Here is a 26,493-nt window from a genome sequence, read left to right on the forward strand (position 1 = left end):
CCCAAAGCCGCCTTCTCGCATACCGGGGGAGCGATGGGTTAGGTACGCTTCGACGGCGATGGAGCGAATCGAGTTTCCCGGCCACCCTGCCGACGCGCGCGACACCGCTGTGATCGCCGCGCAGATCGGACGGCGCGCGCGAGGTGATGTCGCCGTCGCCGTGCGGTGCGAGTTCGGATTGCCGGCCGTCGTGCGGACATCGCCGCGGCTCGAAGACGGCTCGCCGTTTCCAACGTTGTTCCACCTCGCGTGCCCGGTCGCGGTGCGTGCGATCGGACGCCTGGAGGCCGCCGGAACTATGGGCGCCTACCAACTCCGGCTGGCATCGGACGAGCAATTGCGCGCCGCCTACGGGGACGCGCACCGCCGGTATATCGCGCGTCGGGATTCGATCGAAGTGACGGCGAATTCCGTGTCCGCCGGTGGGATGCCCGAGCGAGTGAAGTGTTTGCACGCGTTGTACGCGCACGAACTCGCCGATGGGAACCCGATCGGTGCGATGGCGCGCGAGGAGATCGAGCCGCTCGAGTGCCCGGGGCCGTGTGTGGTCGACGACGAGGACGGATTGCCGTCGCGCGCGCCTGGGCATCCCGGGTTCGCAGGCAAGAAGCGCCGCAGGTGATGGCAACGCGCTTTGGAGTCGTCGACGTCGGGACGAACTCGGTTCGCGTGCTCGTCGCCGAGGCGGACTCCCGCGACCTGCGCGACGTTGAGCGCGATCTCCTCATCACGCGTCTTGGGGAAGGCGTAGACCGGGAGCGCCGCCTGGGGGACGATCCGATGCGTCGTACGGTCGCGGTGATCGCGGAGTACGTCCAACGTTGCCGCGCAGCCGGCGCGACGAAGATACGTGTGATCGCAACCAGCGCCGTGCGCGATGCGGCGAACCGCGAGGAGTTCCTGACGGCGGTAAAGGACGCATGCGGGATTCGTCCGGACGTGCTGGCCGGGGAGGAAGAGGCGCGCCTTGGGTTCGCCGGCGCGACGGCGAGCATTGCCGCGCCCGAACCGTATCTGGTGCTCGACATCGGGGGCGGCTCGACGGAATTGGTGCGCGGTGCCGCCGGGGCGGAGCGGTTTGTGTCCATGGACATCGGCGCGGTTCGTCTCACCGAGCGCCACATTCACTCGGATCCGCCGACGACGGCCGATCTGGCGCTTGCGCGCGCCGACGCGGAGGAGCATTTGGCGCGCGCGATTCGCGTCGTCGGCGACGAGCCGGTTGGGACGCTCGTGGGGCTGGCGGGGACGATCACCAGCGCAGCGGCGATCCACTTGGGACTCGAAGGCTACGACCGCGACGCGATCCATCACGCGCGCGTGCCGCGCGCGGCCGTGGACGGCATTCGCCGACGACTCTCAGCTCTGACGTCCCAGGATCGCCGCCGTCTGCCGGCCATGCCTCGCGGTCGGGAAGACGTGATCGTCGCCGGCCTTGTGATCCTGGAGTCGGTCATGGATCGCTTCGGTTGCGGCGAGGTCTTGGTGAGCGAAAGCGACATTCTGGATGGAGCCGCGCTTGCGCTCGCACGCGGGCTGATTTCGCCCGAATCGCCCGCCACCCGATAGGGTCTGCCTCGTTTCCCTAGAGAGATCATGTTCAATTCCTCACGTCCTCGCGCGCTCGCGCGTCACGCCCCGGCGGTCATAGTGACCGCGCTGATGGCGATCCTTCCGGCGCAAGCCGGACTGCTCGCCGTGCGTGCGCGCGCCGTCGCGCCGCCGCACACAACGGCGGCGGCTCCGGCACCGTCGGTCGAGAAGCCGGCTTCGGTGCAAACATCCGCGGAGCCGCGTCCTGTGCCGACGCGGGTCGTGCAGGCGCCGCGTCGTGCTGCCGCGCGCGCGCCTTCGGACCGCCTGAGTGTGTTCGGGGGCCTGGGTGCTTGGGTGGACTTGTACGACTACGGAGCGCTCGACCCTGCCCGGGCCGTTGCGATGCTGCGTTCACACGGGGTGCGAACGTTGTACATGCAGACCGCCAGGTACAACAGCGGCTCCGGTATCACGCCGGTTGCCGGACGGTGGCTCGTTGCCGCGCATCGGGCTGGGATCAAGGTCGTCGGGTGGTACCTCCCGGACTACGCCGACATGTCGCGCGATGTTGCGCGCACTGTGGCCGTGGCGCGCGCCCGCATCAGCGGTCACCGATTCGACGCGGTGGGCATCGACATTGAAGAGAAGGCCAACGTCAAGGGGCGCGACGATTGGAATCGCCGAGTTGCGCGCCACGCATCGCTCGTGCGCGCGGAACTTGGACGGTCGTACCCGCTTACCGCCATCACTCCGACGCCGCTGGGAATGGCGGTCGCTCCGGCGCGATGGGCGGGGTTTCCCTGGCGTTCTTTGGCCGCGTCGACCGACGTGATGATGCTCATGAACTACTGGTCCTATCGAACCGATTGCCCCACGAACGCCGATCACTGTGCGTACGGGTACACACGGGGCAATGTGGATCGAGTGCGCGCGCTCGTCGGCAAGTCCGTCCCGATTCACGTGATTGGCGGTGTCGCAGATGTGATCGATGCCGCGGAAGTCGCGGATTTCGCTCATGCCGCCCTTGATTCGCGGGTCTTCGGCGCAAGCCTTTACGACCTGCGCACTACTGCCGATGCTTTTTGGGGACTGCTTGAACGTCTCGCGTGAGGCGGCCCAACAGAGGCCCTGCGCACAACCCAGGACAATGCGATGAAACTGCCCGGTGTTCGTGAACTCTGGTCGAGGTCGTGTTCCGCGGGCCTGATGCTGGCGCTCGTCCTGGGCGCGGTCTTGCTGCCGCTCGAGATGATTGCCGACCGGCAGGGGCGCGCGTCCGGCATTACGACCCATACTCCTTCGGTGTCGCCTTCGGCGTCGCCGGTGGTGCGTGCTCCGTTGCAGGCGGCTCCGCGCCGGGCGTCGCGGGCCCGGACGACGGTTCCGGAAGGGGAGGAGATCTTCTCGGGTTTGGGAGCGTGGCTGGATCTGTACGACTTGAACCTGGACGTTGCGACGACGGTGGCTCGACTCAAGGGTGTGGGGGTCAGGACCCTGTACGTGCAGACGGGGCGATCCATCACTGCGCGCGCCATCGACGCGCGAGTCGGGCGGTGGATCCGGGCAGCCCATCGATCCGGCATCGCGGTCGTCGGCTGGTACTTGCCGTATTACACGGACATTCGCAGGGACGTCGCGCGGACGTCGGTGATTGCGCGCGCGGTTTTCGGCGGCGAGCGCTTTGACGGGCTGGGCGTGGACATCGAGTACCGGGATGCGGTCCCGCGTCTTGGCCTGTGGAATCGAAACGTGCGGTTGCACCTCTCCTTGGTGCGCAGGGAGGTCGGTTCGGACTTCCCGGTGGCGGCGATCACTCCAACCCCGCTGCAAATGCAGGTCGCCGGGCAATATTGGGCCGGATTTCCATGGAAGGCGATCGCGCGGTACAGCGACGCGGTTCTGCTCATGAGCTATTGGTCGGATCGGACGGGGTGTCCGCAGATCGTGTTGCACTGCGCGTACGAGTTCACCAAGGCGAATGTCGAGTTGACCCGGCTTGCTACCGGACGGGCCGATGTCCGCGTTCACGTGATCGGTGGTGTCGGCTCTGAGATCACGACAAGTGACGTGGCCGGGTTCGTGCGCGGTGCGCGAGATGCGAACGCTTACGGCGCGAGCGTCTACGACGTGGCGACGACCCGCGGGGCCTGGTGGCGCCGGCTTCGCGTGCTGCGAACGCTCGGCGAGGCTTCACCGAGCGGCTAGTCGCATCCCGGGCACGCTGCGGGCGCGCTACCATGCGAATGATGATCTCGCGCGCACTGGTTACCGCCGCCACAGTCGTCGCATTTGTCGTGTCGACGGCGACTCCGCTGCGCGCGCAGATTGACACAACTCCACCCGTGGCGACGATTTCGACCACGTCCTCGCTGTCGGGCCCCGAAGAGGTTGCTTTTGATGAGGCGGCTCGCTCAGTGGATTCCGCAAACATCGTGTTGGAAGTCTCGGGATCAGGAGAGTATGTGTCCGTGCGTTTCGCGTGCACCGGTGCCGGCGGTGTCGCGGTTTCGTGCGAGAACGGTCCGGTCCTCCGGGTGGCGCTTGCCCCGCGCGGTCCCCTTGTTGCCGGCCAGACGTATTCAGTGACGGTGAATCCTTCTGGCGCCACCCCGGTGACGGACATGAGCGGAAACCAGGCGGCGACGACGAGCGCGACGTTTCGCGCGTCGGTCTCGGAGCAAGAGACGAGTCTTGGCGTCTTGTTCGGATGGCGCCCCGTGCAAAACGACAAGGCGCTGGGGGGGAGCTATCGCGCCGAGTTCGTGCGCGCGGCGCTTTCTTCCTTCAGCTTCAGCGGCACTTCGGTGAATTGGTACACGAAGACGGGTCCGGCGGAAGGGCGCGCGGCCGTGTACGTCGATGGCGCTGCGCAAGGTACGGTCGACAACTACTCGGCGTCCGAACGATTCGTTCGTCGCTCGTACCGAGGGTTTTCGGGAGGAACTCACCGGCTCATCATTCGTGTCCTCGGCTCGAAGCGGTCCGCTAGTAGAGGAACCTGGATCGCAGTGGATGGGATCGGCGCTGCGGGAGTGGTTCACCGGACGCCGGCCGGGACCTACCGCTGGGGTCTGGTTGCGGACGACGGGGCGCTGGGAGATCAGTACGCAGTGGCCGGCGCGCGCGGATCGAGCGCTAGGTTCACGTTCCGGGGAACGGGCATCGATTGGTACACGAAGACGGGTCCTGATCAGGGACGTGCGGACGTCTACGTCGATGGCTCCCGTCGAGCAACGTTCGACAACTACGCGAGCAGCAGCCATTTCGGCGTACGGCGAACGATTTCCGGGCTGCGCGACGAAGTGCATGCCCTGAAGATCGTCGTTTTAGGCGCGAAGGCATCTGCTTCTCGGGGCACCTTGGTGTCGATTGATTCGTGGCGATTGCGCGCGCCGACCACGGCCTTCAAACGGCTTGGGGTCTGGATCGACATCTGGGACTACGGGGTGAACCGGGGTCTGGATCCGGCCACGGAGATTCCGAAACTGCGGGATCACGGGGTCCGCACGATCTTCATTGAAACCGCGCGCTCTTCGGACTCGTCTGCATTTGTGCGGAAGTCAGCCCTGCCGGGTTGGATCGAGCGCGCGCACGCTGCGGGAATCAAGATCGTGGGGTGGTACTTGCCCTGGTACTGCGACACGATGGACACCGATGTCAGCAGGACGGTTGCGATCGCGCGCTATCGGACTCCGAACGGCCAAGCATTCGACGGGCTCGGGATCGACATCGAGTATCGACGCGGATGCGACTACGACAACCATCTCTTCAACGCCGGGATCGTCGAACACCTTCGGCGGGTGCGCGCCGGTGCCGGCGGCACCTACCCAATCGTGGCTATCACCCCCGCGCCGTTGCAGATGGAGGTCAGTCCGTCGAGTTGGGCCGGATTCCCGTGGGCATCGATCGGCAGGTACTCCGATGCTGTGGCTCCGATGGGGTACTGGTCCTACCGGACGGATTGCGACACGAAGCCGGAGCACTGTGCATACGGGTACTCCTTGGGTAACACAACTGAAGCCCGGAGGTTGACCGGGCTGCCAGTGCATTTGATTGGCGGGGTCGGCGACGACGTCACGACGTCGGAGGTTGCCGATTTTGTGAAGGCTGCCACCAACGCGCGCGCCTACGGCGGCAGCCTCTACGACCTCAGAACTACGAAGTCGAGCTACTGGACGTCGCTCGAGAAACTCACCGGACTCTAGCCGTGGCCGGACTGCGCACCGCCTACCTGGGTCAGTTCGGCGACGTTCATGCCGACCGCATCGCCGGAGCTCTTGAGGAGGCTGGGATCGCCTGGTCCTACAAGCAGCCCGGTTCGCTCACCCGCATGTTCTTCGCCGGCGACTGGGGCGTGCGCTTGTTTGTCGATGCCGACCGACTGCTGGAGGCCAAGGAGATCGTCGCGCGCACCGAGTAACAGATGCCCCGTTGCGGGCATTCTTCGTACAAGGGGCCATCGCGAAGTCTCACCGTGATCCGGCACGGACGGGCTAACCTGCCGCACGCCGGACGTCCGCGCGCGTTCTTCACGGTGAAGGCGATCAACATGGTGCGCAAACTCGCGATTATCACAGCCGCCGGCCTCGTGCTCGGCGTGTTTCCGCTGCGCGCCTCCGGCGCGCTTGCGGCGCCCGAGATCCGGCGTCCGGTCGCGGGGTCTTTCGTTTCCGCGGGACCTGTGGTGGTTTCGGGGCTCGCATCTTCCAGCTCGACCATCGACGTTGTCGACGTTCGCGACGGCAGGGTGCTCGCCACTGCGACTGCGGCAAGCGGCGAGGCGCGCGCCCCCTGGTCGGTTACGGTTCCGCTCGGTGACGGGGCCTGGAGCATCCGCGCCGTCGAGCGGGGAGAGGCCCTTGTTTCCGACTCGGTGTCGTTTACCGCGGACGGTGTTCGTCCGTTCGCTCCGCGCATCGACACGCCGTCGGAGAACGGCGCTTCGGCGGCGGGAACGCCTGCTCGCGTTACCGGCGCAGCGGCCGACGACCGCGGGGTGCTCGCGGTGCAACTCGACTATTGGCTGCTGAACCAGCTCGTGCGCAGGGTCAATGCGGAGTGTGCTTGCGGACAGGCTCAAGTCACTTTCTCGGACCAGTTCCGACCTACGGCGCCGGGGTACTACGTCGTGAAGGCCACGACCTACGACCGTGCAGGTAATCGTTCTGACCCGACGTCTCGCGCGTTTGCGACATTTGATTTCGAGGCAGCGCCCGCAACGCCGGAGTTGACCGAGGTTCCGCCGGAGATCCTGTCGCCGGATACCGGCACGATTCTGGGCGGGAGCGCACCCACGACCGTCAAAGGAAGTGCGCCTCCGGGCGCGCGCGTCGAACTGATCCAAACCACGGCCGGATCGGGGGAGATCGATCGTTCCGCTACGACAATCGCGGATCCACGAACCGGTAAGTGGACCATCAGCCACCGTTTTGGCGAGGGCGAGCACACCATCAGTGCGCAGTCTGTCGACTCGAAGGGGCGCGTCAGCCCGGCATCAGCGGCCGTCACATTCTTCGTTGATGCAACGAAGCCGGGTCTTCGGATCGAGACTGCGAGCGACGACTTGCCGATGACGTTCTTGCCGGGCCAGCCGATCGAGTTGCGCGGGATGGCCGGAGACGATCTTGCGCTTCTCGCGGTGCAACTCGACTACTGGTATCTGGACAAGCTCGTTTTGCGGCAGAACGCGGTGTGCGAATGCTCTCGCCGCACCCAGGCGGTGTGGGTGGATCGTCCGGCGCTGTCGATGCCGGGGTACTACCACGTAGAAGTGCGAGCAATTGATGTCGCCGGCAACCGCTCGACGACCGGCGTCCTCACGTTCATCAAAGCCCCCTAGACGCGCCTGAGAACGCCGGTTCGACTCGGCCTGGGTTAGCATCACCCCGGGCCCGGGTGGCGAAATGGCAGACGCGGGAGCCTTAAAAGCTCCGGCTCCGAAAGGGGCGTGGGGGTTCGAGTCCCTCCCCGGGCACCAAAGGGTGTTCTGTTATCCGATTGTCAGTGCGTAGGTCCCGGCTTGTGGAAGCGTGATCCGCAGGGTGTTGCCGGCGTAGGTTGCTGTTGCTCCGACGACCTGCGGAGCCGCGTCCCAGGCCCCGGTCAGCACGAGTTCCGTCGGGCCGTCGGTTGTGATCGAGCCGGCAATCTGCGCTCCCGTAGCCAACCCCATCCCCGCGAGGTCCAAGGTGCCCGCCGAGAGGTTGGTAAGCGTTGCGGTGAACGTGTTCCGGGGTGCTGTGCGGCCGTTCCCGAGCCACGCGAGGCCGGTCATCTGGTACGGCGTTCCCTGCTCGCCGACGCCGGCTTCGGGGATCGTCAGGACTTCGGCGGTGCCGCGTCCGTTGGTCACCGCATCGATCGTTCCCCATGACTTCGGGTCGGGGCGTCCGTCGGAGAGGTGTTCAACATTGCGGACTTCCAGGCCGCTCACCCAGTACGCTCGATTGAAGCGGTAGCCCAAGTCCAGGCTGGCGTTGTTTACGCTGATCGTGCTCACCGCGCGTTCGAGTGCCGGCCACGTTCGATAGGTCACGCGCGCCGGGTTTGGGTCGCGCCGGAATCGGTTCAGGTAGTTCGCGGCCTCTTCCCAGCGGTCCATAATCGCCGCGGTGTAGTGCTCGGCTCCTACCAGGGCGTACATCCTATGCCGGTATCCGAGTTCGACGAACTTCGCCTGCATTGCCAGGACGCCGCTGATCGGAGCCAACTCGTCGTCGGTGCCGTGGTAGATCACGTAGGGGACGTTGCGCGCGTTTTCGATCACGTTGTAGAGCAGCTCCGCTTGCGCATCCCCACCGTTCGCGCCCTGGCTCGGGTCCGACTCGTTCTGCGGAGTTCCGAGCCACATACCCTGGGTGACCGCTCCATCTTGCGGCGATGCTCCGGCGAAGCGATCCGGGTACAGCATGGGGAACAGCCACGAGGCGAATCCGCCCATCGAGTAGCCGGTCATGTAGACGCGGTCGGGGTCGATCGGGAACGCGCTCATGGCGTCGTCCCACACTTGCAGGAAGTCCTCCTGTCCGCGCCCGACGTACCAGGACGAGGTTCCGCGAGCCGACGGGAAGATCATGATGTTGTTCTTCGCCTCGCCGAACTGGCGCAGCAATCCCGGTACCCACGCCGCGGCGTCGTGCGCGTGTCCGCCGCGGTAGTGCGTCCACCACGTTGCTGGAAGGATGGATCCCGGTCGGTACGCCGAGGGCAGGTAGACGCCGTAGTGCTGAAAGCGGCCTTGGAAATAGTCGTTGATCTCTTGTTCAACGTTGACCGGGGATTCCGACTCGTAGATCCGTTCCCAGTAGCCGGGACGCGGTTCGAAGACCTGCGAGTACCCGGATTGCAGCCGGCCGAGGTCGACCGGAGTGAGATAGCGGTCGATGTTTCCGTCTCGCAGCGCCAGCGACTGGTCTCGGTCCATCCAGATCCGCTGCGGTTCGTCGAAGCGGAAGGCCACATTCAGCAGATCCGACTTTGCGTCGCCGGATTTCACTGCGCTCAGCCCGCCGTTGCCGTCGGAGACGGCGGTCGCGACGGCGATGCGTGGGGTCGAAGGCAGGTCCGTGAGCGCGCTGCGCGAGATCGAGACCTCGATGGCGTTGATGAAGTCCGAGGAGTTCGTCGCGACGGTGATGCACTCGACGCACGACGCGATGGCGACGCCTTCGTGGGACTCCGCGAGCACTGCATTGCCGCCGACGAGGAACGCGTGCTCTGCGCCGGTGGTGATGCCGCCGGGGGCTGCGTATGAACCACCTTGCTTGGTGTCGACGAGCACGAGTGCCGCAGTCGTCGATCCGGTCATGCCGGCGGTTCGGATGAGGAAGTGCAGGGCATCATCGTCTGCTGCGATGCGAACCTCTTCGATGTCGGCTTCGCTTCGGATGGCCGCGTCGTTGACGTTGCCGTAGTGCGCGACGGCACAAACGGTTTCTCCGCATTCCACACCGAATTGCTCTCCGGCGGCCTGGGGCAGCGCTTCGGCGCGGTAGGTGCGCGGCTCAAGGCCGTTTGCCTGGTCGGTCAGTGCGACCCGCGTCGCGTCCTGGCCGTCGTCGGCGCCCCACCCGTCCATCAAGTAGTCCTGATAGACGTATTCGCCTGCCGAGTAGATCGACGTTCCGGCGTACCGAGTGATGTCTCCGGTCCAGTCGGAGATGTTCCCATCGGCGGTTTTGGCTGTGGGCGTCACGGTTGCCGTGGCGGACGTGATGAGTCCGGCGCCGCGCGCGGCTTGCGGTCCGAACAGCGTTAGGTCGGGCACGGCGTCGGGAATCACCGCCTGTCCCAGTCCCGGCGCCAACGCACTAAGAACAGCGACCACGGCAAACAAGCGACCACGCATGTTCGGCTCCCCTCGGTAGAACTCTCGCTACCCCGGTTCGCCCTCGGGTGGGCGGACTCCTTTAGGGAACCTCCACAGGGCAAAGGCGCCGGGGTCGGGGTAATCACCAAAAGGACCTGCGAGGGTGCGGGGCGAACCCACATCCAACGCGAGCGGCGTCGAGCCGTTGAGGGAGGTTGCCGGGTGAGGGCACGACGTTTCGTTGCCGGTGTTGTTGTGATGCTGATGCTTCCGGTGGCGTCGCGGGCCGGCACCGACGATCCCGCCGCGTGGGTGGACCCCTTCATCGGGACGCTGGTGCCCGGCTTCGTGAATCCTGGACCCGTGTTGCCGCACGGCATGGTCGCGCTGGGACCCGACACCGAAGGGCCCCTCAACTACGGCGGCTACTACAGGCACAACTCCCTCATCACCGGGTTCAGTCACATACATATGTCGGCGGGCGTGCCGCGCGGAGCGCAGATCCCCCTGATGCCGGTGACCGGCGAGGTGCTTGGAGGAGACCTGTCCGACATTGGGTGGACTCAGCCGGTCCCGGCCTACTCTTCTGCGTTCGATCATGCGACCGAAGTTGCGGAGCCGGGGTACTACGCGGTTCAGCTCGATCGGTACGCAATCGGAGCCGAGCTGACCGCGACCGAGCGCGCGGGGATGCACCGGTACCGCTTCCCGGCCGGAGTTGCATCCAAGATTGTGGTGGACGTGGGTCGGGACTTGGGCGGTCGTCATCCTGCTTCGGCGACCCTTGTCGACGACCGGACGCTTGCCGGAAGCATCACAACTTCGACCGGACCGAATCACACGATTCACTTTGTGGCGCGCTTCGACCGTTCGGTGCTTGCCGCACATTCGCTGGAGGGCGAGCTGCTGATGCCGGGGTCCACCCTTTCCGCGGACGGCGCAGGTGTAGTGCTGGACTTCGGCAGCGACGGCGGGGTGTTGGTAGCGAAGGTTGGGATCTCCTACGTAGACCAGGCCGGCGCGGCGGGAAACCTGGACGCGGAGATTCCCCGGTGGGACTTCGACGAAGTTCGGAGCGATGCCGTGGCCGAGTGGAGGCGCGCGCTCTCGCGCGTGGAGGTCGAGGGGGGAACGGCCGCGGAGCGGATCTCGTTCACGACGGCTCTCTATCACTCGCAGTTGTTCCCCAACGTCGCGAGCGACGTTGACGGCCGATACTTGGGGGCCGATGGGGAAATCCACTCCGGTAATCGCCCCCACTACAGCCACTTCTCTCTATGGGACAGCTATCGCGGGCAGAATCAGCTTCTCGCCGAGATCGATCCGGTCGCCTACCGCGACATGATCGGATCGCTTCTGGACTTCCACCGCCAGTCTGGATCGCTGCCTCGTTGGCAACTCGCCAACCGGGATCAAGGTTCGATGTCGGGGGATCCGGTGATCCCGTTCGTCGCGGAAGGATGGTGCCGAGGGCTCGTCCCGGACGACGCGAAGCCGGAGCTGTTTGAAGCGATGCGCGAGATGGTGGAGCGACGACCCGAATACATCGAACATGGATATCAGCCTGTTCGTCCCCCGGAGTCGTCTTGGGAGGTCTACGAGGGAGGACCCGGGAGTACGGGGACGAGTCTGGAGTACGGTGTTGCGGAATTCTCGCTCGCGCTCATGGCGGATCGGTTGGAGCGCGAGACCGATCGCGACACGATGGTCGCGCGCGCCATGAACTATCGCAATCTTCTGGATCCGCAGACGGGTTGGATTCGTCCGCGATTCGCCGACGGATCGTGGCTCGAACCCTTTCACCCCGAACTGGGATATGGATTCCAGGAGGGCACCTCCTGGCAGTACTCCTGGCTGGCGATGCAGGACTTGCGGGGGCTGTTCGATCGGATGGGTGGCGATTCCGTAGTGCGGGATCGGCTCGACACGCTGCTGGCGTTTCCGGCAACCGCAACGGTGCCGGTTCTGCCTGCGAAGGCGCAGAACCAGGCGACGGTCTTCGGCATTGCCTATTACGGCAATCAGTACGCGCCGGGCAACGAACACGATCTGGAGGCGCCGTTCCTCTATAACTACGCGGGCGCGCCGTGGAAGACGCAGGCGTCCGCGCGAGGCGTGGTGTCGGTGTTCACCCCGACTCCGGACGGACTTCCGGGCAACGACGACCTCGGCGCCTTGTCGGGCTGGCTGGTATGGGCGATGCTCGGCATCTATCCGATGACGCCCGGCGCTCCCATGTACACGGTTGCAAGTCCGGTGTTCACTTCGGCTGTGGTGCATCGGCCGACCGGGGATCTAACGATTTCCGCCCCGAACGCTTCGACGACGGCCAAGTACGTGCAGAGCGCGACGCTGAACGGAGCGCCGCTTGATCGGGCGTGGTTCACGGAGTCGGATCTGCAGGACGGCGCGACTGTGACTCTGGCGATGGATGCGATACCCAACGTCGCATGGGGAGCCGCGCCCCAGGATGCCCCGCCGTCGGCAAGCACGCACGCGTTGGACGCGTTCGGCTGCGGCGGGTGATTCGCCTAGCGTGAGGTGGTGCTTCGCGGTTCCTTGCGCGCATCCGTCTCTTCGGTGCGAGCAGGGCGCTCGACCTCGGGGGCGATCAGGTCCGCGAGGCGAGCGAGCGAGCGTTCGATCTCATCGACGCGATCATCTTCGGCCCTGATCTGGTCGGCCATCAGCAGGCTTCCGCCGGTGACTGCGAAGACGAGCGTAGCCAGACCGGCGCTCGCAAGATACGGGATCTGGCGCGCGATTACGGGTTCCAGGCTGATCTTCAGATAGCCGATCAGCGCGGCTGCCGCAGCGGCTGTGATGAATCCGAGGCCGGCGATCAGTCGCCAGCGGCGGGTCGGTGTCGGCATGGCTTCCTCCTCGGGGTGCATCAGGTCATTGGATGTGGCTGCGCGCGCGCGCGCAGCGAGGCCGGCAGTGCGCGCGCGCCGTCTCCTTCTGGGGCCTGCATAGCTGAGCGCTGCGGGAAAAGCGATCGCCACGGCAACGATGCCCGTCCCCACGATTCCGTGCGCGGCCGCAAGAGCGTTTCCAAACGTGGTTGCAGGCCCAGTGGATGGAGACGGCGCCGGATTGGCTGGGGACGTCGCCGGCGATGGTGGATCGAAGTTTGGAATGCTCGGCTCGAAGGGGGCGAGATCTCCAGGAGAGAGAGTCTCGGTGGGCGTGGGGGTTGGAACAGGGGTGGGCGTTGACGTGGTTGTCGGAGTCGGCGTCGGCGTGGGGGATGCCGTGTGCGTCGGCGTCGGAGTCGGCGTGGGTGAGGGAGAAGGGCTTCCCGTCGGCAGCCCCGGGACGTCCGACGGCAGCGGCACTTGCGCGCGCGCGCCCGGAGCCCCGACCCAGGCGGCGGCGACAACGACCGCCGCGATCGCGATCGCCTGCAGCGCGCGCGCGATTCTAGGCACGCGGCTTCGCCTTTCGCGCGGCACGCGCTGCCGATCCCAAGTAGGACTCCTGCAGTCGCGCGGCCATGTCGCGAACCTCCGAGGGGCCGGCCTCTGAGATGATCTCACCCTTCTCGAGCACGTACGCGCGATTGGCGAGTTCCAGCGCCAGCACGTTCTGCTCGACTAAAAGCACCGAGACGCCGAGGTCGGTGTTGACTTGGCGGATGAGATCGAACGCGACCTCCGTCATCGATGGAGACAAACCCATCGATGCCTCGTCCACCAAGAGTAGCTCCGGCTCGGACATCAGCGCGCGCCCCAGCGCGAGCATCTGCTGTTCTCCTCCCGACAGCGTTCCTGCAAGCTGTTCCTGGCGATCGGCGAGCACCGGAAACGTCGTGAACGCGCGCTCGAGGTTCCGCTCGACGCGCGCGCGGTCGCGCCCGATTACCCACGCGCCGAGTTCGAGGTTCTGGCGCACGGTGAGATCGCGCAACATGCCGCGTCCTTCGGGCACCATCGCGAGCCCCCGCGAAACGAGTGCTTCCGGTGAGTGGCGAGTCACGTCGGCGTCTTTGAAGAACACTCTCCCCCGGATTGGTTTGAGCAGACCGACGATCGTCCGCATCGTGGTCGTCTTGCCGGCGCCGTTGGATCCCATGAGCGCGACGATCTCGCCTTTGGACACGGTGAGCGAAACTCCGTGAAGGACGACGAGCGAGCCGTAGCCGGCGAAGAGGCCGTCCACCTCTAAGAGCGCGCGAGATCCGGCGTCCATCACGCGGTCTCCAATGCAACGGCTGCCGCGCGCCGCACGGTCGCCGATCGTCCGAGGAATGACGTGACGACCCTCGGGTCGGTCGTCACTTGCGCAGCGGTCCCTTCGGAGATCAGTTTCCCCGACTCCAGGCAGTAGATGTAGTCCGACACCCGCGCGATTAGCGGGACGTGGTGCTCGATGACCAGGAGCGTCAGTTCGAGTTCATCGCGCAGTGCGAGCATCTCGTCTCCGAGTCCTCGCGCCTCCTCCGGCGAAATGCCGGCGGAGGCTTCGTCGAGCATCAGCAACTCGGGCCCTGCCGACACCGCGGCTGCGATTTCGGCCCGGCGCATCAGGCCGTAGGGGAGGTCGCCGACGCGCTGCCCGGCGAGTTCGGTAAGGCCGAAGACGTCCATTGCCGCCGCCGCCCGACGCCGCAGTTCGGCTTCGGTTCGCCCTGCCGCACCGAAGCCCAGGATTCCGAGCGATGCGGGGTACGCCGCAAGCCAGTGCTGCGCGAGCAGCATGTTCGTCTCGATCGACTCGGCGCGGAGTAAACCCATCTGCTGCCATGTGCGTGCGACGCCGAAGCCGGATCGCGCGCTATCGGCTTCTGCCAGCAGTTCGCGGCCGCGGAATCGCACCGAGCCGGTTGCGGGAGCGAAACCACCGACGACGTTGAACAACGTCGTCTTCCCCGCGCCGTTGGCCCCGATCAGCCCCACGACTTCACCACGTCGTACTTCGATGCTCACCGAGTCCAGCGCCTGCACGCCGCCGAAGCGGACGCAGACATCGCGGGCCTCAAGCAATGCCGGCGACGGCATTCGTAGCGAAAGCGCGCGCGGGACGCGACGGATGAACGCGGCTGCGCGCGCGCGTTCTTCGATCACGTTTGGGTCGATGTCTGCGAGCGCTGTCGACGCATCCTTGCTCCCGGTGGTCGAGCCGAACATCCGGTTTCCCAGACGAGTCAGCAAGCTGCCCAGTCCGCCTGGCAGCGAGACCACAACTACGACGAGCAGCCATGCGGCGATAAGGGGCGCGCGCCGCCCGAGGTCGATATTGAGGCCGCCGATCGTCTTGGGGACGAGTTCGGGGAGTGCGAGCAGCAGCGCCGATGACGCCAGAACGCCGATCCTCGAACCGACGCCGCCGACGATGACGATCGCGACGAGATTGAGTGACAGGTAGATGTCGAACGACGATGGGGTGCCGGCGCCGACCACGTAGATGAACATCGATCCGGCCACACCTGCGACCGCCCCGCTCACCGTGTAGGCGAGCAGCTTGGACGGTCCGGGCTCGACGCCGAAAGATGTCGCGCGCTCCTCGGAGTCGCGCACCGCGGCGAACGCCCGCCCGGCTTTCGTTCCTCGCACTCGCATGTCCACCCAGTAGGCGAACCCAAGCGCAGCCAGGGCGACGTAGTACATCGCTCGGTCGCTTTCGAAGGGCACGGGGCGATCGATCATCAACCCTGCGGATCCTCCCGAGAACCACTGCTGCCCGAACAGGAACTTCTCGGCGACGACGCCGAACGCCAGCGTCGTCACTGCGACTTGGAGGCCGCGGATCCGAAGGCTGGGCAACCCGGTCCCAGCGGCGACCAAGCCGCCGGCCACCGCCGCCCCCGCGACTGCGATTGGGAGGGGGAGTCCTCGAACCGCGAGGTTCCCCGCAACGAACGCTCCCACCCCGACGAACGCCCCTTGTCCGAGCGACATCTGCCCGGCGTGGCCGACCAGAGTGTTGAGGCTCATCGCCGCGGTGGTCTTGACCAGGATGACCGAGAGCACGAATGCCTTGCTCGGCATCGCGATAGGCATGAAGCAGACGAAGGCGGCCGCAGCGGCGCCTGCTAACCATCGGGGGTTCGCGGCGAATCTAGGCGCGCGCACCGAACAGCCCCCGCGGGCGCACCAACAACGTCGAAAGGATCAGAGCGAACACGACCAGGTCCGTGATTCCGCCCCCGCCGATGTAGCCGCGCGATAGCGACTCGGCGACTCCGACGATGAGGCTGCCCACGATTGCGCCCTGTACCGAATCCAAGCCGCCGATGATGGCTCCGGCAAGCGCGCGAATCGAGAACAGAGTCTGGTGAAACGGAACCAGCGCGCCGAACTGGGGGACCAGGATCACTGCTGCAAGACCGCTTAGGACTCCGCCCAGTCCCCATGCGAAGCGGTAGACGCGTGTCACCGGTACGCCGAGAACGCGCGCGACGTCGGGGTCGGCGGTGGCGGCAAGGACCGCAAGCCCGAATCGGCTGCGAGAGAAGAAGAAATACATCCCCGCTGCCGTCGTGCCGGCAAGGAGCATGGCCGTCAGGTTCGTGGTGGACAGCACCGCGTCCCCGACTGAGATCGATGCACTGCCGACCGACGACGGGTACGACTTGATGTTGAACCCCCAGATGGTCCCCTCGGTGTAGGTGAGGCCGAGAGCGATACCGAGCGTCACGACGGCGCCGGCTAGCGGCGGTCGACCTTCAAGGGGCCGGATCGCGTACCGCTCAACCACAATGCCCAGCACGCCGGCGAGCGCGACGCCGATTAGTGCCGCCAATGCGACCGGCATCCCGCGGTCGTGCAGCGTCCACGCAAGAAACATGCCGAAGGCGCCGATTTCGCCTTGCGCGAAAGACAGGACTTTCGATCCCTTGTAGACCAGAACGATGCCGACCGCCATCAACGCATAGGCGGCACCGCTGGCAAGCCCGATCAGCAGATACCCGAGCATGCCTCACCTAGAAGGTATTCCGGAACGTTCCAACCTGTTCCCAGTGGTCTCCCGCCTCTCTGAATTCCATGATCACGTTGGAGCCGATTCGCACACCGGGGCCGAAGTCCAGCGGTGCCCAGATCTTCGGAGTGGCGTGCAGGTTCTGGAACGCCGCGCGCAAGGTGTCGTGCCCCAGGTCGCGACCGGCCGCCTGCAGTGCCGCGGTGAGAACTTCGCCGAATCCCCACCCTACGACGCCGATGTCGTCCGGCTCCTGATTGTACCGCGCGCGATAGACGGCCTTGAATTCGTCCACGGCGGGGCTCGACAGCGAGGACCAGGGCGAGAACGCGCGCGCGTTCTTCATTGCGCCGTCGGAGTTACCGATTTGCAGAACTTGGTTGAAGTTCCACGATGGGGCGCATGCGAACCAAATGGGTAGGTACGCGGCCGCCTGCGCTTGCTGGGCGATCTTGATGATCGTCACCGGCGCCGCATACACCCAGACGACTTCGGCGTTCGCGCGTTTGAGGTTGAGCACGGTGCTGGAGTAGTCGTTCCCGTTCGGGTCAATTCGCTCCTCCGCTACGAGCGCGACGCCCTTTTCCTTCAGGCGCGCGCGCATCGCCTCGGTGCCGGGGACGGTGTCGGGGGCGTCGTCGCGAACGACAGCGGGCCGCTTGCCTTTGAGATCGCCGGTGGTGAAGTAGTCGGCGATAAGTCGTCCTTGCTCCTCGACGCCCATCACGGCGCCGAACGTGTTCGTCCAGCGTCCGCCTTTCTTCAACTCTTTGGCACCGAGCGGAACGATCAGAACGTGGGGGAGGTTCTCATCGTTGAGGAACTTCACGACGGTTGCCTCCACGTACGTGCGATCCATGATCAAGTAGACGAACGCCTGCTCGTTGATGCAATCGCGCGCGCGCGCCTTCGCGGTCGCCGGGTCGGACTCGGTGTCCTTGACGAGGAGTTGCACATTGCGCCCGTGAATGCCGCCCTTGGACGCAAGGTGTTCCCAGTACACGTTGACGCCCTTTTCCCAGTCGGTCGGAACCGGTGATGCGCCCGTTAAGGGAACGAGATAGCAGACGGTGATGGTCGTGTCGGTCACACCGGGGTGCGGACCGGGGGCAATAGGAGAGTTCTCCGTGCCGACGGAGGTGCGCGTCCGATTGATCCGGCCGTCCGGTGTCCGCGGCAGATCGCCCGGTGAAGCCGAAGGATCGAGGCCTGGGGACCAGGTGGGGTCGATCGGCCCGGTTGTCGTCTGTGGGGACTCGACGGAGTCGTTCGAGCCCGCGAGCATGCGTGAATCGAGATCCGGCGCCCAGCGCGCGCCGCACGCGGGAAGTAGCAGCGCGGTAAGGCCGAGAGCCGTGAGAGCCGCGCGGCGGTGCGAGGCCGGTCGCGCGCGACCGCATCTGCGGGAAACAAGAGAACGACAAGAAGCGGAATCGCGAAACACCCGCCCTCCCTTCACCTTGGCGAACTCTCGGCCCTCGCCGGTCTGCATGTCGGGTCCTTCACAGAACGTCCGCTGTTCTCACGAGGTCGCGTCCGAGTACTGCCTCGACCGCGAGGTACGCGGACTGCGCGCATCCGTCCGTTCCGGTGCTGTACTCCTGCGTCGTATCGCCGGCGATAAACAGACCTTTGATCGGGGTGCGCGGACCCGGTCGATGGTCGCCGTACCAGTCGATGGTCCGAGCCACACCGTCTACGACGGGGAAGAGCCTGGTTGTCGTCCACTCGGCCTTCGAGAGATCGAGGCCGGGGAACAGGCGCTCCAGTTCCCGACGCATCTTCTCCCCGAACTCCCGCATGTCGAAGTCGCCTTCGGCCAGCGTGGCGCTCGTGAGAACCTGTCGGCCCACGGGGGCTACCCCGAATGAATGATCCAGTTCGCTGATGAGGAGGTACTCGGAGAACTCGCGTAGTTGCGATCGAGGCACAAACACCCATGTATTGAGTGCCGCACCTGTCAACGTCTGCGGTCCGCCGCAGATAAGCAGCGCGAGACTGGATGAGGCCTTGCGTCCCTCGGCAACGCGGTTGAAGAATTCCGGCTGCGCGTCGACGACTTGGTCGTCGAGCAGGAAGCCGAGATCGAATGCCGGGGCGGTGTGTATCACCGCGTCGGCAGGGATGTGCCGGCCGTCGACGGTGGCCCCGGTTACGCGGCTCTCACCCGTCGGCTCGGCCTCTGTCGTGATCCTTTCCACCCGACTTCCGAGCAGAACTTCGCCGTTGTGAGTTGAAACGATATCGGCGAGCGCCTGGCTCAGTCTTCCGAAGCCGCCGTGCGGGTAGAGCACTGCTGTGGTTCGGTGCTTGTCGAGCCCCCGCCGCAGCAGCTTCATGCACAGCAGGAGGTCGCCTGCGGAGTTCGCATCGAGGTCGACGGTTGTCTGATAGCCGGCGGCGAATCCCTCGACAATGATCTCGGTTGCCTGCGGGCCTAGATTGAAGTCGGCGAGCAGCCGGCGAAGCGGAACCCTGCCGTACCGCTGGATGGCCTCCTCGGTGTCTATCTTCCTTGCGAACCTGTCGAATCTCGCGAGTTGAAGCTTCTGTTTGAGGCCGATGTAGTTGTACGCACTCAGCGACTGCCTGAAGGTGACGGGAGCTTGGTGCAGCCGGCCGTCTCCCATGAAGTGCGCCATGGGAAGCGGGCGGATGTCGGCGCGATCCCAAGCGCCGGTTTCCCGTAGCAGTCGCTCGAAGAAGCCGTTGCCACCCAGGGCGTGGTGGCCGAAATCAGGCCGGTACTCGCTCCATCGCTCGTCGGCCCACCCCCATTCGGATGCGGTGCGCGTCGCGGCCCGTCCGCCGACGAACGGATCGCTTTCGACGAGAGTGACTTGGATTCCGTTGTGGGCGAGTAGTGCCGCAGTTCCGCAGCCGGCTACTCCGGCGCCGACGACGACCACTCGCATTCTTTCGGTCTGCATCAATTCCTCCTGTCGGCGTGCGTGTTTCGCGCGTGCGCTAGAACGAACTTCGAAAAGTGCCGACCTGTACCCAATGGTCGCCGTCCTCGCGGAACTCGATGATCGAGTCGGTTCCGACTCTGCGATTGGGGCGGAAATCGAGTGGACCCCAGGTCGTCGGCGTTACCGACAGAGTCTGGAATGCCGTGCGGAATGAGTTGTAGCCGAGGTCCTTGCCCGCCTTTGCGAGCGCGGCATGCATGACCTCGCCCAAACCCCAGCCGATCAGTCCGATGTCGTCGGGAGCTTCGTTCGGGTACATCTCGGCGTATGCACGCTTGTAGGTGCTTGCGGCGGGGCTGGAGAGCGCCACCCACGGGGAGAACGCGCGCGCGCCCTTAAGCGCTCCGTTCGAGTTGGCGAGCTGAAGGACCATGTCGAAGTTCCAGGAGGGAGCATCTGCGAACCACACCGGATCGTATGCAGCCGCGTGCGCCTGCTGAGCGAGTTTGATGAGCGTTGTCGGAGCCATGTATGCGACGACGACCTCGGCGTTGGCTCTCTTGAGGTTCAGGACCGTTTGAGAGAAGTCGTTTCCCTGACCGTTGATCGCCTCTTCCGCAACCGCCTTCCGCCCGCGCTCGACAAGCCGAGCCTTGAAGAACGCGGCGAACGGAATGGCGTCGGGGACGTCTTCGCGAACGATCGCCGGGCGCTTGTTGGACAGGTCTCCGGTTGAGAAGTAGTCGGCGACGAGGCGACCTTGCGCGCGGTGGTCCATCGAGACGACAAACGTATTCCTGTTCTTCGACCCGGAGTTCATGGCGGTCGTGGGTGGTCCGAAGGTAAGTACGTGAGGAATCCCCTGGTCGTCCAGGAACTTGCTGAGGGCCGACATCACTTCAACGCGGTCCATTGTGTAGAAGCTGAATGCGCCCTCGTTGATGCAGTCCCGCGCGCGCGCCAAAGCTTCGGCTGTGTCCGACTTCGTGTCCTTGATGATGAGCCGGATGTTCCGCCCGTGCACTCCGCCTTTCCTGCGCAGGTAGTCCCAGAACGCGTTCACACCCTTCTCCCATGCCGTCGGAAGAGGAGAGGCGCCCGTCTCGGGCATCAGCACGCACAGCGTGATCTCTGTGTTCGTTACTCCGGGATGCGGTCCTGCGTCGCCGGTGACGGTGAGGCCTGAGCGCGGGCCGGTCGTGCGGGTCGTCCAGGACGGGGGTGACGTTTGAATTCCCCCGACCTCTTGCAGAGCGTCGGTGGTCGAAGGAGTCGGCGAGTCGCCGGAGGACGCGACCAACTCGCCGGCCGCGCGCGCGTCCTCTTGCGCCGTCCACCGAGCGCCGCAACTCGACGCAACGATCATGACGGCGAGCAGGACGCCCCATGCGCGCGCAACGCGAACACGAGCTCCGAAACGAAACACACGCGCTCCCCTCACCCTGACGAGCTCTCGCTTAGGAACTTGCGCTCCCGGCGGTGTTCGCTACTCGCTGCCCTCTCACGAGGCGTTTGGACGGTAGCACTCCGGTGCAAACAGGGTCAAAGGTGAGATCCGCGACGACGGTAATCGTTGGGTGTCTTGCCCTCGCGTCGCCTACGCGGTGCGCGGGTTCGGCGCGGCCGCATCGATGGCGTAGCGATCGATTGCGTCGGCCGCCTCCGCGGGACTCGCTGCTCCGTCCGCAGCTATCGCGTGCAACACGGCGACAACGACGTGCGCGGCGTCGGTTTCGAAGTGGCGTCGAAGCGCCGCGCGCGCGTCGGAGCGTCCAAAGCCGTCGGTTCCCAGCGGAACGAACCTGCCCGGGATCCAGCGTGCCACTTGGTCGGGGACGGCCGTGACGAAGTCGGTTACGGCGATGAACGGGCCGGAGGCCGTTCGCAGCGCGTGCGTGATGTACGGAGTCGCGGCCGATTCGCCGGGATGCAGGCGCGCGTGACGATCGACTGCGAGTGCGTCGTCACGAAGAGCCTTGTAGGAGGTGACGCTCCAGCATTCGGCCGCGACGTCGTGGTCCTGCGCAAGCAGTGCGCGCGCCTCCAGCGCCGCCCCGCACGCCGTCCCGCTGAACAGGATCGTCGCGCGCCGGTGGGGACCGGACGGAGCTTCGATGAACCGGTACAGCCCGCGCAGGATTCCATCTTGCACGCCGGACGGCATCGCCGGCTGCGGCATAGTCTCGTTGTAGAGCGTGATGTAGACGTAGCCGTCTTGCGGAGACTCTCCGGTCATCCGCGCCACCCCGTCGCGGACGATCTCGGCGACTTCGTAGGCGAAGGCGGGATCGTATGCGCGGCAGGTTGGGATCACCGACGCGAGCAACAGGCTGTGGCCGTCTTGGTGCTGAAGCCCTTCACCGTTCAGCGTGGTGCGTCCCGCGGTCGCCCCGAGCAAGAAGCCGCGCGCGCGCGCATCTGCGGCCGCCCAGGCAAGATCCCCGATGCGTTGGAATCCGAACATCGAGTAGAAGATGTAGAAGGGGATCGCGTGCTCGTCCCAGGTGGCGTAACTCGTGCCTGCCGCGGTGAAGCTCGCCATCGATCCGGCTTCGGTGATCCCCTCTTCGAGAATCTGTCCGTCACGCCCCTCTGCGTACGAGAGCAGCAAGCCGGCATCGACCGGCTCATACAACTGCCCGTGCGGCGCGTAGATCTTGAACGTGCGGAACAAGGCGTCGAGCCCGAACGTGCGAGCTTCGTCCGGCACGATCGGGACGATGCGCTTGCCGATCGACGGGTCTCGGAGCAGGTTCCGGAGCATGCGCGCGAAGGCCATAGTTGTCGACGCAGATTGCTCACCTGAGCCGAGCCGGAATTCGGCGAAGACGGAATCCTGCGGCGCGGCGAGCGCGGCGGCGCGCGCCGTCCGCCTCGGCACGAAACCGCCGAGCGCGCGCCGCCGCTCCAGCAAGTACTCGTGCTCGGGCGTTCCCGGCGCCGGGCGGAAGTAGGGCGGCACTTCATCGCGAAGCGACTCATCGGAGATGTGGGTCTCGAGGTGCAGCCGGTCACGGAGCGTGAGCAACTGATCGTGCGACATCTTCTTGATCTGGTGCGTGACGTTGCGCGCCTCAATCTCTGAGCCGAGAGTCCAACCCTTGATCGTCTTGGCCAAAACGACTGTGGGCGATCCCGAATGCTCAATCGCGGACTGATAGGCGGCGTACACCTTGCGGTAGTCGTGCCCGCCGCGCGGCAGGCGCCGCAACTCGTCGTCGCTCATGTCCGCGACCATGGCTTGGAGGCGAGGATCGGGCCCAAAGAACCGCTCGCGAATGTACGCGCCTGACTCGACGGCGTACTTCTGGAACTCGCCGTCGACGGTGCTGTTCATTTTGTTGACGAGGATGCCGTCGGTGTCCATCGCCAGCAGATCGTCCCATCGCGATCCCCAGATGACCTTGATGACGTTCCATCCGGCACCGCGGAATACCGCTTCGAGTTCCTGAATCACCTTGCCGTTGCCGCGCACGGGACCGTCCAGCCGTTGCAGGTTGCAGTTCACGACGAAGATGAGGTTGTCGAGCGACTCGCGCGCGGCAAGGGACAAAGACCCGAGTGTCTCCGGTTCGTCGCACTCACCGTCGCCGAGGAAACACCAGACCTTCGACCCGTCGGTGTCGGCGATGTCTCGATCCCGCAGGTATCGGTTGAAGCGGGCTTGGTAGAGCGCGGTGAGTGGACCGAGTCCCATCGAGACCGTTGGGAACTGCCAGAAGTTCGGCATCAGCCAGGGATGTGGGTACGACGAGAGCCCCCCTCCGCTGAGTTCCCGGCGGAAGTTGTCAAGGTGCGTCTCGTCGAAGCGACCTTCGAGGAATGCGCGCGCATAGATTCCGGGAGCCGCGTGGCCTTGGAAGAAGACCTGATCTCCGCGCGATCCTTCGTCGCGGCCGCGGAAGAAATGGTTGAAGCCCACTTCATAGAGCGTCGAGGAAGACGCGTACGTGGCGAGGTGACCCCCGAGCCCTTCCGATCGCATGTTGGCCCGCGTGACCATCGCCACTGCGTTCCAGCGGATGAACCGACGGATGCGTCGCTCCATGTCCTCGTCGCCTGGAAACGCCGGCTCGTGGTCGCTCGGAATCGTGTTGACATACGGCGTCGACACGGTCGCGGGAAACCCCACTTGCAGTTCGCGCGCGCGCTCGAGCATCTTCATAAGCACGAAGCGCGCGCGCGCCTTGCCCCTAGCCTGGACCAGGGAGTCGAGCGACTCAAGCCACTCGTCGGTCTCCGTCGGGTCGGCGTCGGGAACCTGGTAGGAGAACCCATCGATGATCGCCATGCGCACCCCTCCCGGGTGGTTCACGCCGGCCGGCATCTCGCGCAGGCGTGGCGCTTGCGTACGGCTCGATCGTAGTGCACCTTACCTACCGGCATTGGGGTCAATCTCACCTATCGGCAGCGTCGGATTTCCGACCACTCTAGGGCGATAATCGGCCGCAGGAGGGGGCCCGGAGCGCGTTGGGAGGACGGTCGCACCGGGTCGCAGCGCCGGACGAGAGCCGTTCGCGCTGCTGTTGCGAGGGTCTCTGAAGGGAGCGGTGGGGTATGAGAAGCAGGACTCTGATCATCGTCGTCTCGTTCATCGTGGGTGCGGTGATCGGGATCGGCGGGGCGCGCCTGGGGGCCTCAACCAGCAGTGACCTGACGAAGGTCGCCTCCGCGCGCGGACTCAGCGGCACCGAGGCTCAAGCGGCGCTCAAGACGTTCGTCGCTCCAGGAAAGTACGACGAGTACTACCTCATGGCATCCGGAGGGCATTCCGGACAGATGGCGGTTATCGGCGTGCCCTCGATGCGCCTGCTCAAGATCATCCCGGTGTTCTCGCCTGATCCTTGGTCCGGCTACGGGTTCGGAGCCGACTCCGGCGACGAAGTGCTTGCACGGGGATCCGATCCCGCGAAGAGCGAGTCGCTCACGTGGGGCGACAGCCATCACCCGGCCATCTCCGAGACTGCCGGCGACTACGACGGTCGCTTCATGTACATCAACGATCGCGCGAACGGCCGCTTGGGAATGGTGGACCTTCGAGACTTCAAGACGAAGCAGATCCTGGACATCCCGAACATCGGGACTTCGCACGGCGGGGTCTTCGCAACACCGAACACCGAGTACGTGCACATCTCCTCGATGCAGCCGATTCCGTTGACGCCCAGTGGGTACGCGCCGCTCTCCGACTACAAGAAGTCGTACCGGGGCGTCTCCACTTTCGTTTCCGTCGACCAGAAGACCGGCAAGGGCGTGCTTTCGAAGAGCTTCCAAATCGAGTTGCCGCCGTACGACCAGGATTTGGCGGACGCGGGCAAACTGGCGAGCGACGGGTTTGCTTTCATCAACTCCTACAACACCGAGATGGCAACCGGTGGGAATCTCGAGGGCAAGCCTTCGCTGGAGGGTGGAGCGTCGGCCAACGACTACGACTTCCTCCATGTCATCGACTGGAAGAAGGCCGAGAAAGTCATTGCGGCAGGCAAGTTCAAAGTTCGCAACGGCGTGCGCATGATGTCGCTCAAGACCGCGGTGGACGAAGGGGTTCTGCACTTCGTTCCTGAGCCGCGCAGCCCGCACGGCGTGGACGTGTCGCCGTCCGGGCACTATCTGACGGTGGCTGGAAAACTCGACCCGCACGCTTCGGTTTACTCGATGGACAAGATCAAGAAGGCGATTGCGGACAAGAACTACTCCGGCAGGGATCCTTTCGGCGTTCCGATCTTGAAGTTGGAGGACGTGCTCGAGGCACAGGTGGAGTTGGGTGCCGGCCCGCTGCACACTCAGTACGACAACAAGGGCAACGCGTACACGAGCTTGTTCATCGAGAGCGCGGTTGCCAAGTGGACGTTGGGTTCGGACGAGGGAGTTTCCGCGGATAAGGCCTTCAAGCTCGTGGAGAAGGTGCCGGTTCACTACAACATCGGCCACGTCGTCACGGCCGAAGGCGACACGGTGAGCCCGGACGGGAAGTACCTCGTGGCGCTGAACAAGTGGTCGGTGGATCGGTATCCGTTGGTCGGGACTCTGCACCCGCAGAACTTCCAACTCATCGACCTTGATTCCAAGCCCATGCGGATTCTTGCGGACATGCCGATCGGATTCGGTGAGCCGCATTACGTCCAGATGATCAAGGCGGACAAGATCAAGGGCGCACTCGCGGTCTACCCCCCGAACACGGATCCGCTAACGATGTCTCGCTCCAAGTTCGCGACGGCCCCGGGCAAGGAACGCATCAAGCGCGCCGGGACCAATGTCACCGTCTGGATGACGGCACAGCGAAGCCACTACACGCCGGACATCATCCGCGTGAAGAAGGGCGATGACGTCACGCTCCACATCACCAACATCGAGCAAACTCGAGACGCAACGCACGGCTTCGCGATCCCGAGTTACAACAAACAGGCGAGTCTTGACCCCGGTGAGGTGGTGACGATCAAGTTCAAGGCCACGCGTAGCGGTTCGTTCGCCTACTACTGCACCGAGTTCTGCTCGGCATTGCACCTCGAGATGCAGGGCTGGCTGCTTGTCGAGCCGTAAAGCGAGGGTGAAGATCTAGGAATGAGAGTGCCGCTCCCTCCGGTGAGGACGTGCAAGCCTCACCGGAGGGTGGTGGCGGATTGCTGGTCGGATGGACGATATGCGTTTCACCCCGACCGTCCGTTACGCAGGGGTGGGGGTAGGTGGTAATGGCCACGAAGAAGCAGTCTCGGGAGACGGCGGCCGCCTTCGGCAGGGCGCGGTGTCCGGTCCGGATCGCGTAGTTCGCTTCGCGTTGGGATCGGTGGCACTCGGGTTGGTGATTCTCTCGTTCTTCCT

The 26,493-nt window shown here is 65.1% G+C and carries 19 protein-coding genes and 1 tRNA gene; 11 read left to right on the top strand and 9 right to left on the bottom strand.

What is annotated here, in order from left to right:
- The first annotated feature begins 58 nt into the window (after positions 1–58).
- The 8 genes from WDA27_03180 to WDA27_03215 all read left to right on the top strand — a co-directional run bounded on the left by WDA27_03180 (position 59) and on the right by WDA27_03215 (position 7,513).
- On the top strand, positions 59–622 hold the full coding sequence (locus WDA27_03180; protein ID MFA5889949.1) for a DUF501 domain-containing protein: 564 nt from the start codon (positions 59–61) through the stop codon (positions 620–622).
- Positions 622–1,569, top strand: a complete 948-nt coding sequence (locus WDA27_03185; protein ID MFA5889950.1) for a Ppx/GppA phosphatase family protein — start codon at positions 622–624, stop codon at positions 1,567–1,569. The genes WDA27_03180 and WDA27_03185 overlap by 1 nt, the downstream gene beginning before the upstream one ends.
- A gap of 27 nt (positions 1,570–1,596) precedes the next feature.
- On the top strand, positions 1,597–2,646 hold the full coding sequence (locus tag WDA27_03190; GenBank protein MFA5889951.1) for a hypothetical protein: 1,050 nt from the start codon (positions 1,597–1,599) through the stop codon (positions 2,644–2,646).
- A 96-nt stretch (positions 2,647–2,742) separates the two neighbouring features.
- Entirely contained in the window at positions 2,743–3,741 is a 999-nt protein-coding gene (locus tag WDA27_03195; protein ID MFA5889952.1) for a hypothetical protein, read from the top strand.
- 38 nt (positions 3,742–3,779) lie between these two features.
- Positions 3,780–5,741, top strand: coding sequence for an Ig-like domain-containing protein (locus WDA27_03200; protein ID MFA5889953.1), 1,962 nt, complete (start codon positions 3,780–3,782; stop codon positions 5,739–5,741).
- Between the two features lie 2 nt (positions 5,742–5,743).
- Positions 5,744–5,956, top strand: a complete 213-nt coding sequence (locus WDA27_03205) for a hypothetical protein (GenBank protein ID MFA5889954.1) — start codon at positions 5,744–5,746, stop codon at positions 5,954–5,956.
- Between the two features lie 54 nt (positions 5,957–6,010).
- A complete protein-coding gene (locus tag WDA27_03210) occupies positions 6,011–7,375 on the top strand; it encodes a hypothetical protein (protein ID MFA5889955.1) in 1,365 nt (454 codons plus the stop codon).
- Positions 7,376–7,425: 50 nt separating this feature from the next.
- A tRNA-Leu gene (locus tag WDA27_03215) sits at positions 7,426–7,513 on the top strand.
- A 12-nt stretch (positions 7,514–7,525) separates the two neighbouring features.
- Here WDA27_03215 and WDA27_03220 read toward each other — a convergent pair.
- On the bottom strand, positions 7,526–9,883 hold the full coding sequence (locus tag WDA27_03220; protein ID MFA5889956.1) for a prolyl oligopeptidase family serine peptidase: 2,358 nt from the start codon (positions 9,881–9,883) through the stop codon (positions 7,526–7,528).
- A gap of 183 nt (positions 9,884–10,066) precedes the next feature.
- Here WDA27_03220 and WDA27_03225 point away from each other — a divergent pair, with 183 nt between their 5' ends.
- Complete coding sequence (locus tag WDA27_03225; GenBank protein MFA5889957.1) at positions 10,067–12,370, top strand: GH92 family glycosyl hydrolase; 2,304 nt, start codon at positions 10,067–10,069, stop codon at positions 12,368–12,370.
- 5 nt (positions 12,371–12,375) lie between these two features.
- On the opposite strand, the gene WDA27_03230 is transcribed toward WDA27_03225, so the two are convergent.
- From WDA27_03230 to aceE, 8 genes are all read right to left on the bottom strand, one after another.
- Entirely contained in the window at positions 12,376–13,275 is a 900-nt protein-coding gene (locus tag WDA27_03230) for a hypothetical protein (protein MFA5889958.1), read from the bottom strand.
- Positions 13,268–14,035: an ABC transporter ATP-binding protein gene (locus WDA27_03235; protein ID MFA5889959.1), complete on the bottom strand. Its 768-nt coding sequence runs from the start codon at positions 14,033–14,035 to the stop codon at positions 13,268–13,270. Before WDA27_03235 ends, WDA27_03230 begins: the two co-directional genes overlap by 8 nt.
- Positions 14,035–15,834 carry an ATP-binding cassette domain-containing protein gene (locus WDA27_03240; GenBank protein MFA5889960.1) on the bottom strand — a complete coding sequence of 600 codons (1,800 nt, stop codon included), beginning with the start codon at positions 15,832–15,834 and terminating at the stop codon, positions 14,035–14,037. Before WDA27_03240 ends, WDA27_03235 begins: the two co-directional genes overlap by 1 nt.
- A 70-nt stretch (positions 15,835–15,904) precedes the next feature.
- The gene (locus WDA27_03245) at positions 15,905–16,762 is read right to left on the bottom strand and encodes a branched-chain amino acid ABC transporter permease (GenBank protein MFA5889961.1); all 858 of its coding nucleotides are present in this window, start codon (positions 16,760–16,762) and stop codon (positions 15,905–15,907) included.
- A gap of 7 nt (positions 16,763–16,769) precedes the next feature.
- Positions 16,770–18,050, bottom strand: a complete 1,281-nt coding sequence (locus WDA27_03250; protein MFA5889962.1) for an ABC transporter substrate-binding protein — start codon at positions 18,048–18,050, stop codon at positions 16,770–16,772.
- A gap of 217 nt (positions 18,051–18,267) precedes the next feature.
- Positions 18,268–19,695: an FAD-dependent oxidoreductase gene (locus tag WDA27_03255; GenBank protein MFA5889963.1), complete on the bottom strand. Its 1,428-nt coding sequence runs from the start codon at positions 19,693–19,695 to the stop codon at positions 18,268–18,270.
- A 37-nt stretch (positions 19,696–19,732) separates the two neighbouring features.
- Positions 19,733–21,103 (bottom strand): ABC transporter substrate-binding protein, encoded by a 1,371-nt coding sequence (locus WDA27_03260; GenBank protein ID MFA5889964.1) that lies wholly within the window; start codon positions 21,101–21,103, stop codon positions 19,733–19,735.
- 171 nt (positions 21,104–21,274) lie between these two features.
- Entirely contained in the window at positions 21,275–23,968 is a 2,694-nt protein-coding gene (gene aceE / locus WDA27_03265) for a pyruvate dehydrogenase (acetyl-transferring), homodimeric type (protein MFA5889965.1), read from the bottom strand.
- Between the two features lie 266 nt (positions 23,969–24,234).
- On the opposite strand from aceE, the gene nosZ reads away from it, so the two are divergent.
- Together nosZ and WDA27_03275 are read left to right on the top strand one after the other, a co-directional pair.
- Positions 24,235–26,214 (top strand): Sec-dependent nitrous-oxide reductase, encoded by a 1,980-nt coding sequence (gene nosZ, locus WDA27_03270; protein ID MFA5889966.1) that lies wholly within the window; start codon positions 24,235–24,237, stop codon positions 26,212–26,214.
- A 91-nt stretch (positions 26,215–26,305) separates the two neighbouring features.
- On the top strand, positions 26,306–26,493 hold a 188-nt coding region (locus tag WDA27_03275; GenBank protein MFA5889967.1), incomplete at its 3' end, for a hypothetical protein.

It is taken from the genome of Actinomycetota bacterium, from assembly GCA_041658565.1.
Lineage (GTDB): Bacteria > Actinomycetota > AC-67 > AC-67 > AC-67 > JBAZZY01.

Coding starts and splice junctions, on each gene's coding strand:
- WDA27_03180 (MFA5889949.1), top strand. CDS start 59: ATGGAGCGAATCGAGTTTCCCGGCCACCCTGCCGACGCGCGCGACACC.
- WDA27_03185 (MFA5889950.1), top strand. CDS start 622: ATGGCAACGCGCTTTGGAGTCGTCGACGTCGGGACGAACTCGGTTCGC.
- WDA27_03190 (MFA5889951.1), top strand. CDS start 1,597: ATGTTCAATTCCTCACGTCCTCGCGCGCTCGCGCGTCACGCCCCGGCG.
- WDA27_03195 (MFA5889952.1), top strand. CDS start 2,743: ATGCTGGCGCTCGTCCTGGGCGCGGTCTTGCTGCCGCTCGAGATGATT.
- WDA27_03200 (MFA5889953.1), top strand. CDS start 3,780: ATGATGATCTCGCGCGCACTGGTTACCGCCGCCACAGTCGTCGCATTT.
- WDA27_03220 (MFA5889956.1), bottom strand. CDS start 9,883: ATGCGTGGTCGCTTGTTTGCCGTGGTCGCTGTTCTTAGTGCGTTGGCG.
- WDA27_03235 (MFA5889959.1), bottom strand. CDS start 14,035: ATGGACGCCGGATCTCGCGCGCTCTTAGAGGTGGACGGCCTCTTCGCC.
- WDA27_03240 (MFA5889960.1), bottom strand. CDS start 15,834: ATGCCGAGCAAGGCATTCGTGCTCTCGGTCATCCTGGTCAAGACCACC.
- WDA27_03245 (MFA5889961.1), bottom strand. CDS start 16,762: ATGCTCGGGTATCTGCTGATCGGGCTTGCCAGCGGTGCCGCCTATGCG.
- WDA27_03250 (MFA5889962.1), bottom strand. CDS start 18,050: ATGCTCGCGGGCTCGAACGACTCCGTCGAGTCCCCACAGACGACAACC.
- WDA27_03255 (MFA5889963.1), bottom strand. CDS start 19,695: ATGCAGACCGAAAGAATGCGAGTGGTCGTCGTCGGCGCCGGAGTAGCC.
- aceE (MFA5889965.1), bottom strand. CDS start 23,968: ATGGCGATCATCGATGGGTTCTCCTACCAGGTTCCCGACGCCGACCCG.
- nosZ (MFA5889966.1), top strand. CDS start 24,235: ATGAGAAGCAGGACTCTGATCATCGTCGTCTCGTTCATCGTGGGTGCG.